Source organism: Maribrevibacterium harenarium (genome assembly GCF_006385675.1).
Taxonomy (GTDB): Bacteria; Pseudomonadota; Gammaproteobacteria; order Pseudomonadales; family Marinomonadaceae; genus Marinomonas; species Marinomonas harenarium.
Genome location: NZ_VFRR01000006.1, coordinates 48,188 through 59,026 on the forward strand (window position 1 = coordinate 48,188; position 10,839 = coordinate 59,026).

Consider the following 10,839-nt stretch of genomic DNA (forward strand, 5'->3'; position numbering starts at 1 on the left):
GTCTGACCCCGAGCATTGCTAAACAACCATCAAGATAACATGAACCCATAACGCTTTAAAGAACACCACTGATGGGGTCTGCTGACCCTCGGGGTCAAGGGGTCTGACCCCGACATGGATAAAAACTGTACATATAAACAGCAATGTGTAATATTTATCAATTATATCAAGGGGTCAGACCCCATTATCGGAGGGTCTGCCCCCCAACAAGGGAGGGTCTGACCCCCAACAAGGAAGGAGGCAAGGATGCCAAGAAGAAAACGTTTGTTTTTGCCGGGTGTACCGGTTCATTTGGTGCAGCGTGGCGTGGGTCGCCAGGCAGTGTTTTTTGAGGATGCGGATTATAAGGCCTATGGCTATTGGATGAAGGAGTCCGCAGCCCAGTATCAGGTGGATATTCACGCCTTTGTGCTGATGACGAATCATGTGCATATTTTGGCATCAGCGGCCGAAGGAGCGTGTTTTAGCCAGTTTATGCAGCATATCGGGCGCCATTATGTGCCTTATATTAATAAGAAGTACGAGCGCAGCGGCACCCTTTGGGAAGGGCGTTTTCGCAGCAGCTTGATCAAGTCTGATCGGCATTTTCTCACGGTGATGCGCTATATCGAGCTGAACCCAGTGCGGGCGCATATGGTGCAGGACCCAGCCCTCTATCGGTGGTCTAGCTACCGTCATAATACCGGGATCAAGCCCCTGACTTTTGTCACCCCTCACCCACTGTACGAAGCATTAGGTAAAGACCACGCAAGCCGCACCGAGCGCTATCAGCGCCTGTTTGCCGACGCCCTACCCGATGATGATCTCAACGCGATCCGCTTGGCCATGAGAAAAGGCGAGCTGGAGTAAAGGGGTCAGACCCCCTTGGGTTACCGCTGGTTTTGGCGCTTTATCGTGGTGATGGGGGTCTGACCCCTTTTGGGATTACCTCACTTAGGAGGGTCTGACCCCATGTAGCCGACCCCATTATTTTTGTAACTTTTTGCGGGTATTTTTGTTAGCATTACGGGCAGTTTTGTACTTAGTCACTTTTAACAAAAGGTATGTGTAATGGAGCAGTTTCCTCAGACGCGGGATGATGAGATCGATTTAGCGGAGTTGTTTGCCAAGTTGTGGCGTAAGCGCTTGGTGGTGGTGTTGGTTGCGCTGTTGGGCTTTTTAGCCGGTGGGGCGGTATTCCTGAAAAGTTGGATGGCTCAACCGCTAGAGAATCAGGCGGCGGTGGAGTTGCGTTTTAACTTCAACGGCGTGCAAGATGGCCGCTACCCGAACGGGCAGCCGTTTTCGATCAACGATATTATCTCTACCAATGTGTTGAACAAGGTTTTCGAGCAGAAGAACTTGGCTCAGTACGGTTTGACGCAACAGGACTTTGCTTCGGCGGTGTCTATTGCGCCCTTCTCTACCAACCGTGAGTTTATTGAAGCACGTTTTAAAGATGCCCTATCTGCCAAAAATATTACGCCGGCGGAAATTGCAGAGCTAAATGATAACTACAGTCGTGAGTTGAATGCTTCGACTCGTCGCTTTGCTAAGTTGAGTTTATCTTTGCCTGCTTCCGTTGCTATTTCTACGTCAACTCAAGTCGATATTCTCGGGGCGATTCCACAGACTTGGGCTAACGAAGCGGTAGAGAGCTACGGCGTATTAAATATCTCTAATGCCAAGCCAAATGAATTCGATAGCGGTCTTGTTGAGGGTTATGAATATCTTATTAGCACTCGCTACCTAGCCGACTATTTGGACATGTTGAAAGGCATTTTAAAAACGCTAGCAGCAGATGATGTTGCTCGGTTGCAGGTCGACCCAGAGACTGGTGCTACTGTCTCCACCTTGGAAAATGATTTAGGTGATGTCAAAGCATTCCACCTAGATGTATTAACTCGTGCTTTTTCTATTAGCCCAGTGGCGAAGGATTTGAACGAAGCCAAGTTCTACCTGAACAACGAAATCCTTTCCAAAGAAGAGCAGCTAGACGAAACCCAACGCCGCGCGGTGGTGTTGCAAGATGCTTACAATCGCTACATTAATGGCGAGCAGGACTTAAAAATGCCTGGCGCGGCTTCTTCTGCGAGTCAAAATATAACCGCCCAATACGGCGATGAGTTTTTGACTCGCTTGATGTCTATTGGTGATCAGTTATCCGATGCCAAATTCAAGCAAGCGTTATTGAACCGCTCTCTTGAATTGCGTTTGGAAGCAGAAAATATCTCTACCGATATCTCCCGCTTAAAACGCAACTTAGCCCAGTTTGATCAAGCTAAGAACCAGACTACGTCAGATATAGATGAAGCCCGCGTACGTAAAGAAATTAGCTACGTTTCTGAAAAACTTCAGTCCACTAAAGCATCCATCGAGCGCATCGCCGCACTGCGTGCTGATCGTATCTTGGGACAATCTTCTAGCTTGTATGCGCTTAACAGCGAGCCAGTTGTAGTGAATAACTTTATGGCACAGGTCAAAGCCCTAGTGAAATTCGCTGGCCTTGGCTTAGTGGCTGGATTGTTTATCGGTTTATTTGCCGCCCTAATGCTAGCGGTAGTGCGTAAATAACCACCGAAACTAATGGGGTCAGACCCCTCTCCCCCCGAGGGGGGTGAGGGGTCTGACCCCAATACCGAAGATGTTATGAGATTTTGACGGTGGCGGTTTTGGCGAGGGTGACGGTGCCTTGGTCAACTTTGATGATGTTGGGCATCATGTTTATTAGGGTGCGGTCGTGGGTGACGATGAGTAGGATGGCTCTGGGTGCGGTCATGGCGATGTATTTGCGTACCGCCATTATTTCTTCTAGGGATAGGTTGGTCAGGGCTTCGTCGAGTACCAGTAGGGATTTGTTGGGGGTGATGGTCATGTAGAGCTGCAGTTTGCGGCGCTGGCCGGATGACATAGGGATGTGGTGTATGTCGGTTTTGTAGAGAAATTCGTAGTCTAGGTTGATGTTGGGGAAGACGGAGCGCACGAGGCGGATGATGGTGTCTTTGTCCCGTACCCCACGGATGTAGAAGTTGTGGAATAGGCTGCCACGGATAAACTGGGAGTTCATGTCAAGGTACCCCACGCAGTCGGCAAAGACGTGGCGGTCCAGGTTGTTAGCTTCATACAGGCGGTTAAAGAGAATGCTGCCTTGGTAGGCGTCGTTTAGGGAAACGAGTGTTTTGACCAAGGTGGATTTACCCGCGCCAATGCCTCCGGTGATGCCGTAGGTTTCCCCTTTTCGTAGAGTCAGGTTGACGTTTTGTAGCAGTGGCGTTTCCCCCACCAGAATGTTGGTGTTTTTCAGTTCGATGGCATCGATTTCGTCCAAGCTCACGCCACGGGTATAGCAGTTGCCGGTAATGCTGTCTAAGAAAGGTTCTACCGACTGTTGCAGATGGTAACGGGCAATTAGCAGTTGGAAGCCCTTGCTCACGATGGCGGTAACGGCGGCGGAGATGCGCCCGTTTAGTACCAGTAAGGCGATTAATACGGAAAAGATCGCTACGTCGATTTTGGCTTGGTAAAACATCACGATAAAGAGGCTAAAGCTCGCTAAGAAGGAGCTGTAGCGCACTAATTCATCCCAGTTGAAGTTCACATGGGAGATTTTCTTATCCGCTAGGAAGATGGCTTTGCTGGCCCCTTCGAATTGAGAGAAGGAGGATTCAAAGTCATAGAAGCGCAGTTGTTGGCCATTGCCACAGATGGATAAGCGCTCGGTAAGCATTTCTTGCTGTGCCGCTTCGTGCTCCAGGTAGGCTTTGTAATTGCGGTAGCGGGCCCACACCAAGATCACCCCCATCACTAGGTAAAACACCAGCAAGTAAACCGAGGCTAGTCCCAATACGGCAGCCAGTGCCAAGTAGGCGATAAAGAAGATGGCGATGTCTGCAATCAGGCTAGCGCCGTTATCCCAAATGCCCCGGCGGTTGCTTTCTATTTGGCGCATTTTGATCAGGTTATCCGGCAAGCGGCTAAAGGGCATCAGAGCAAAGAGGTATTTTTCTATTTTGATGGCTTTTTGGTCAACTTGGCGAATATGTTGGAATTTGACCCATTTTTTTAGGAAAAACTCGCCACTCCATAGCACGCTGAAACACACGGTCAAAAAGACCAGAGTGTAAGCGGAGTCGTTGTAGATCATGCGGGTGTTGAACAGGTTGGCATAAAAGGCTGGGATCAAGGCAAAGGGGGCCGCCAACAATAACAGCGCATTCACCCTTGGGAAGAAGCTGAGCAGCACCAGCATAAAGTCGCGGGAGGCGAGTTTCTTGGGCACTTCTTCTAGGTAAATCACTTCATGCTGGGCCAGTTCCGCCGCTTTAACCGGGGTTTTGTCGTCTAGTAGGTAATTGTCATCGGCCCGGCGTACAAAGTGCCACTCGTCCGTTTTGATCAAGAAAATATCGGGCACGTGGCGTAGGTCGGCTAGCTGTCCCCGGTGCAGGCTCACGCTAAATAGCGGGTCATTAAAGAGCGGGTTCACCTCCGACAACAGTTTGTCGATGGCGTGCTCTTTAATGTATTGGTAGCTGTGCCAATCAAACTCGCTACCTGACTGCTGGATATAGTACGTGAGTTTGTCTTTCATCTGTGTTTGAACCCTTGGCGCAACGTCCCGCTGGTGTGTATTGGCTGTATCTTACCCTTGGGGGCGTAGTTTACGCACTTCCATGCGGTTATAGAAAAATAAAAATAGGTAGAGCATCAGGCTGGTCATGGTGGCTCGCCAGAATACTCCTATCCAATCCAGGTGTTTAATCAGCACGGGAACACGTACCTGATAACGCACTGGAATATCCATGCCGCTAAAATCGAAGCTGTGTTCCGTTAACGAGAGATTATGGGTCAGCTTGTCGAGTAGCACTTGCTCGGCAAAGCGACTTTCCCGCAGGATATACTGGGCCCGCTGGGCAAAGGTGGACTGTATAAATTGGCTAAACAGGTCATCTAAGTTATAGAGGTAAAGCCGTTGGTATATGCCCCCCATGGGTGCCGTGACCAATAAGAAATAGCGCTCTTCGGTATATAGGATGCTATAGCGGTGATCCGATAAAGCGCCATTGGCGGTTTGCATCGGTTGGGTTTTGAGCTGGTTGAAATCAGCACCAAAAAATAGCGTTCCCATGCCGGTATGGGGGTAAATTTCAGTGACGGTGCGTTGTTGCCCGCCACGACTGGACGTAAAGACATTTAAATTGGGGTAGCTATCGTGGGTGGTGACGCTCAATAGGGGTTTACCTGCACCACCAATGCGCCCAATGCCCACCAGTAATGGGGACGCCTGTTGTTTAAACCAGCTTTCCATGGCGTCAATATGCCAAGGGGACTGTTGGTAGCCTTGTAGCTCTTGCACCAGTCCATCTTGCCAGTGTTGTTGCCAACCCTGGGTCTGCTTGCGGTACTGTTTGACGGTGCTGTTCACTTCCAAAAAGGACCACACCACCGCCATCAACATCCAGGTAATCATAAACAGCAATAGGTAAGCCCAGAACAGGCCTACCCGACGCTCAAGTTTGTGTATCAGTCTATGCATCTAGGTCTTCGCTATCAGTTTGGAAATATAGCGTTTGGAATTGTTCTGCACTTTCTGGGCGGCCTAGGAAGTAACCTTGGAACAGGGTACAACCGACACTAGATAACAAGTCCATTTGCTCTTGAGTTTCAATGCCCTCGGCGGACACTTGGATTTTCAGTTCGCGGGCAATATTCATGATCGAGCGAATGATGGATTCGCTTTGATCAGAGTATTCCAACACATCCTGTACGATTTCTTTATCGATTTTAAGCTGGTTGATCTTGAAGTTTTTCAGGTTCATCAAAGAAGAGTAGCCGGTGCCAAAATCGTCGATGTACACGCGAATTCCAAGTCTTGCGATCTGACGGATTTTGTCCCGGGACTCTTCGGGATAGTTCATGATGGTGTTTTCGGTGACTTCGAAGGCGAAGTACTCCGGTTTCAGCTCGTGGTCTTCCAGTAGAACTTCCACATGGTTGAGGAAGCCGGGATCAACTAGGCTCTTATGGCTAATGTTGATGGACATCACTTGGTCATCTTGCCATTTGCCTTGTTTGTGCCATGCGCTTACTTGGGCAAAGGTGGTTTTCATCACCCAACGGTCTAGGGGAACTAGCATGTCGTGTTTTTCGGCAATATCGAACAGCACTGAGTTAGGCACTAAGCCGCGCACTGGCTCATTCCAACGCACATAGGCTTCCGCACCGGCCACTTCGCCCTCTAGGTTTTTCTTCACTTGGTAAACCAAGTCTAGGGCGTTATCCCGCAGGGCGTTGCTTAACGACTCTTCTAATGGAATTGCCATTTGGATACGTAGGTCGTGCAAGATGCGGGCAATGGCGGTGAGCTGACTGGTGGTTTCATTAATGGTAGTACGTAGGGCTTCATGACCTTGCTGGTTGGTTTCCGCCATCAGCATAATGGCGTGACGCATTTCTGACATGGATTGGTTGTTGCTATCCATGCTATCCGCCACATGGTTGGCCATGGTTTGTAGGCTCTGAGCCACTTGCTCGGACATGCTTTGCATACTGTCCGCCACTTGGTCAGACATGGTTTGCAAGCTAGCTTGGGTGGCAGCGGTTTGTTGTTCTTGGGCTTTGGCTTGTTTTTCTTGGGCGGCACGTAGGCTGTTGATTTCTTCTTTCACCGCCGACATGGCACCCGTGTTGGCATTCAGGGTGTTATTAATGCCCTGCACCAATTCGTTACCGGTGCTGTTTTCTAGCAATAGGTATAAGTCCGACCAAACTTTTTCTTTATCGGCGGTGAGCTCGTAGGTTTTGTCTAGGTGCTCTTTGATACTGTCAAAGCCCGCTGCTTGTTCTTCCGTGGGGCTAAAGCCGGTTACCCCAGCGCCACCGGTTTGGCCTTCGTTCTGCTTCAGCTGGTCATTTTCCCGGAAGAAAGAGGCTAAGTAGTTAGAGGAGAATAAGATGGCGACCGATGCCCCTACCCCCAAAATCGAGGTCAAGAAGGCGAGGGACATGGAATCCAAGGCGGTACTGATGGCCCCTAGCAAGGACGCCATTTTGCTGGTGAAGTCCCCATCCGCCCCCATACCGGCGGCGATACCGGCGATCATTTGTGATAGACCGATAAAGGTACCGATCAGACCGAAAGATACCGACAAGGTGGAAGATAAGGTTACCTGGGAACGGAAATAGGTAATATTGGCAAAGCCCTTGCTTTTAAACACCACGGACATTAAGAACACTGACAAGGGGTAAATATAAGCGATACCGATCAACACTGTAATTTCTGGGGATAGGTTGAACGAGGTAACAATAAATTCCCACGCTGATTCTAGGTAGTATGCAAATATTGGAATACCAATATAAAATAGCAAACCGATGATATACATTTTAGGTTCCCTTTGTTTCTAATTTACTGCTATTTAATTTTATTTTACAACCGTCCAACTCAGACTAGAGAGCACTGATTCAGAGGGTAATATTTCACTGTTCACCTTTACTTTTTCACCGAGTTTCATGGCGTTAATAAAGGCGATAATGTTCACCACACTTTTCTTTTGACTATCGTTACTGTTTATCGTCACTTTGATTTCTTTTGCATCTTTCAATCGATCTTTAATAATATCTTTGTGTACGTCATCCAGTTTAAAGTTAACGATATAGCGAAAGCGATTATTATCAAGCTGATATTCCACTACATCCCGGTAAATAATCGGGGTAAACAGGGGCTTCTGCTCATCAACCTCTTTATCACTAATGGTGGTTAGCTTCGCTGCTGCTGTTATAGAAGTCGCGGTCTGCACCAAAAAGAAAATAGACACCAGTACCATCATAATCAAAGCGGAGGCCAAGGCATCCACAAAGGGGGCTAACGTATCGTCATCCATAGTGTTACCTCTAGTTAATCAGTGGGCGTAGGTTAATATCGATGTAGCAAGTGTTGATGACTTCAATTGCTACATAGTTGTTGGTTTTTTCGATTTTCATGGAATCTTGGAAATATTGATTCAACACTAAATAGTTATAGGTAGAGACTTCCAGCATTTCCCGCTCGACAGTATTAAATCCATAGTTACAGCCAGTCTGATAGGAAACCACTCGACTAGCAAGACCGGCATTTTCAATTTGCACCACCACTTCTTCGATAAGTTTATCTTCGATAAATTTACCTTCCATCACATAGCGGTACTTTAGTTCATCGACTTTAATTAAACCCTTAGCTGGCATAATAGACTGAACATAGCCAATCAATGAAGATATAACCACCAAAATAATGATCGCTAGGGAAGCGGATATGGCTGATACGAATCCAATCATGTGTTACCAGACTTTAAAATTAAAGACATCAGGGATCACGCTTAGCATATATTGAAAAGCGGTGATTTCATTTTCTACGACCATCACATTCACATCGATACCCAAGTTCAATTGCAAATCTAGGAATTGCTGGTTGGGGGTTATGGTCACACGGTAGTAGCGTTTACTGTTTTCTTGTCCTGGCTCGTAGGGTAATGAGTCCGAGCTGATATCTTGGATCGTGCCCGTAAAGACTTTACTAAAGCCCGTGGAGTTGGTCATGATTTTGACCTGCCGATCAAGCTGCAAAAAGTAGCGATAGCGGGAGTCGAATTTCGCCACCACCTCTTGGGACGCCCCTTGTTTTTTAAGGGTATAAATCGGTGTGCCTTCCTGTACAAAGGTACCGATAGAGATGCCTTCGGTAAGCTCCAACACACTACCATCCACCGGCGATCGCATAATAGCGTTCTTTTTCTTCTCTTCTAACAGTTCTTTTTGGTATTTCTTCTGGACGATGTCACTACTGAGTTCACGAATTTTTTCATCCAATGTCAGCATCCGTTCCGAACGTCGCAGTTGGAACGTCATAAACTTATCGTTTAGCTTTTTCTGGGTGTCTATTTTACTGATTTCAAAGGAAATAATTTCGCTATTGAGGTCAGTCAACTCGGTATCCAGATCATACAGGCGTAGGGTTTCGCCACCACCACGGATTAGGATACCGCGTTTTTTGCTGAGTACTTCTTTTTTGTTGAGTAGCTCTTCTTGGCGGCGTTTTTGTTCCCGCTCTAATTGCAGGATGTAGCCTTTTTCCTGCAAATAGTCTTGGTAAAAGTTCAGGATGTATTGGCCGCCGCTGCCTACGGGCGTGCCTTGGTTAGCACACTCTTGTTGGTGATACTGTTTGTCGCTGGCGTTGTTGCCGTCGTTAAAGGTCGCGCTGGTAAGAAAGCACTTTTCTTCTCGGTAGCCATACAAGAGTGCCCGATCTAGCTCCAAACTCTCCGAAACTTCTTGCAGTTGGTACTCGTCCTGCAAATTGCGAAACTCCAGTAGCGGGTCCCCTTGTTTGACGTCGGCTCCGACAGAGGCGAACATTTGTACCACATAGCCGTTAGATGGGCTCTTGAGGGCAACGTTACTTTCCCGAATGCCGGTTAGTCCCTGCCCCGGTGCCACGACTTCGATACGCTGCACAAAGATCAGGTACAGAAACAGCAGCACACCAAGCGCAATCAAGCCGCTCTTGGTACTCATCGCTACCGCCAGTTTCCCCTTAAGGTTAGTCATTAATGGCCAATCTCTGGGACCGCAGGGCCATGGTATCGACTACCGAGTCAATTAATGCCAGATCATAGTTCAATAGTTTGGCGTAGGAGTCATTTAGCCCAGCTAAACTTTTGACAATATCCACGTATTCCAGCTTGTTGATCAGCAGTTCTCGCTCTTGGGTTTGAACCAAGTCTTCGTTGAGGGCGATTTGCTCTAACAAGGACTCCCGCTTGTCTTTGGTATCCAGAAATTCCTGTTGTAGAGAATTGAGCTGGGCCGCCATTTGCTCTTTGAGTAGATCTACCCGCTCGTTTTCGGCTTCGTATAGGTGGTAGGCAGATTTCTGGCTCTGGCTGTTTTGGTAGTTAAACAAGTCATAGGTGGCTTTAAGGCCAATGTAGGAGGCATTTTTCACATCACCACTTTCCCATTCGTCGCTGCCCAACACTTCTAATTGGGTTTCGTTGACGAGGGATACGCTAAAACGCTCCCGCTGAGCATTGGCCGTGTTAAGCTGCCCATCGAGCAACAAGGTTCGGTTACGCAGTTCCACATTGTGCTGCCACACTTCTTCCGTGGTGACTAGAGAGATATCTTGGGCCAGTAGTTGCGTCAGCATGGTTTGGCTAATACCCACCTGCTCCGGCGTTTCAGTTTGATAGTTGGTTTCTTCCCTGAGGCTACGGAACATTTGGTCAATGCTGGCCCGCACGCGGGATACAGCATCTTTGAACTTGCTCAGTTCCAGCTCGGCTTCTTTTAAATTACTTAAGGAAGAAGAGCCTTCGTCGGACGCGTTGCGCTGTTTCTGCACATAGTCATCGAGACGCTGGGCGATGATTTCGTTGTCGGCGAGGTACTCCCGGGTGCGTTCGATCTTCGCCAAATAGCGCAATACGGTTTGGTATACCGACAGTTCCATACCCGTGACCAATAGCTCGCTCGCGGCAGTATTGTTTTGGGCGGCACTACGTTTGTCGTCAACGCCGGTGCCCCAGAGTTTCATATCCACGTTCAATTTAAGGGCATCGGTGGTTTCTGGGCTCGGAGTTTGGGCACCGTAATATTGGTTCCATTCACCGGTTAGTTGAACTTTGGGCATGTAGTATTTTTGCTCGGCTTCAGCTAACGCTTGGTTGGATTGGGCTTCCTGTTGGGTCGCCCGATACTCGTTGGAAACGGATAAAGCCGCTTGGTAAACCTCATCTAGACCTACTGGGTAGGTATTGGCAAGGGATAAAGATGAAGCCGCCATTAGGCTTAACGACACCAAAGAGCGTGTAAAGTACTGCAATG

General features: G+C 48.2%; 9 protein-coding genes. 2 read left to right on the plus strand and 7 right to left on the minus strand.

Annotated features, from left to right (window positions below):
• Positions 1 to 246 precede the first annotated feature (246 nt).
• Together FJM67_RS04975 and FJM67_RS04980 are read left to right on the plus strand one after the other, a co-directional pair.
• Complete coding sequence (locus tag FJM67_RS04975) at positions 247 to 849, plus strand: transposase (RefSeq protein WP_140587572.1); 603 nt, start codon at positions 247 to 249, stop codon at positions 847 to 849.
• A gap of 201 nt (positions 850 to 1,050) precedes the next feature.
• Positions 1,051 to 2,553, plus strand: a complete 1,503-nt coding sequence (locus FJM67_RS04980) for a hypothetical protein (protein ID WP_140587573.1) — start codon at positions 1,051 to 1,053, stop codon at positions 2,551 to 2,553.
• 73 nt (positions 2,554 to 2,626) lie between these two features.
• Here FJM67_RS04980 and FJM67_RS04985 read toward each other — a convergent pair whose 3' ends face one another.
• Genes FJM67_RS04985 through FJM67_RS05015 form a run of 7 tightly spaced genes read right to left on the minus strand, consistent with a single transcriptional unit; the run spans position 2,627 to position 10,837 of the window.
• Positions 2,627 to 4,570 (minus strand): ATP-binding cassette domain-containing protein, encoded by a 1,944-nt coding sequence (locus FJM67_RS04985; RefSeq protein ID WP_140587574.1) that lies wholly within the window; start codon positions 4,568 to 4,570, stop codon positions 2,627 to 2,629.
• Positions 4,571 to 4,621: 51 nt separating this feature from the next.
• Positions 4,622 to 5,515 carry a hypothetical protein gene (locus tag FJM67_RS04990; protein ID WP_140587575.1) on the minus strand — a complete coding sequence of 298 codons (894 nt, stop codon included), beginning with the start codon at positions 5,513 to 5,515 and terminating at the stop codon, positions 4,622 to 4,624.
• Positions 5,508 to 7,361 (minus strand): EAL domain-containing protein, encoded by a 1,854-nt coding sequence (locus FJM67_RS04995; protein WP_140587576.1) that lies wholly within the window; start codon positions 7,359 to 7,361, stop codon positions 5,508 to 5,510. Before FJM67_RS04995 ends, FJM67_RS04990 begins: the two co-directional genes overlap by 8 nt.
• A gap of 39 nt (positions 7,362 to 7,400) precedes the next feature.
• Positions 7,401 to 7,859, minus strand: coding sequence for a hypothetical protein (locus FJM67_RS05000; RefSeq protein ID WP_140587577.1), 459 nt, complete (start codon positions 7,857 to 7,859; stop codon positions 7,401 to 7,403).
• 10 nt (positions 7,860 to 7,869) lie between these two features.
• On the minus strand, positions 7,870 to 8,289 hold the full coding sequence (locus FJM67_RS05005; RefSeq protein ID WP_140587578.1) for a hypothetical protein: 420 nt from the start codon (positions 8,287 to 8,289) through the stop codon (positions 7,870 to 7,872).
• Positions 8,290 to 8,292: 3 nt separating this feature from the next.
• The gene (locus FJM67_RS05010; RefSeq protein WP_181161432.1) at positions 8,293 to 9,528 is read right to left on the minus strand and encodes an HlyD family secretion protein; all 1,236 of its coding nucleotides are present in this window, start codon (positions 9,526 to 9,528) and stop codon (positions 8,293 to 8,295) included.
• 25 nt (positions 9,529 to 9,553) lie between these two features.
• A complete protein-coding gene (locus FJM67_RS05015; RefSeq protein ID WP_181161433.1) occupies positions 9,554 to 10,837 on the minus strand; it encodes a TolC family protein in 1,284 nt (427 codons plus the stop codon).
• Between the last annotated feature and the right edge of the window lie 2 nt (positions 10,838 to 10,839).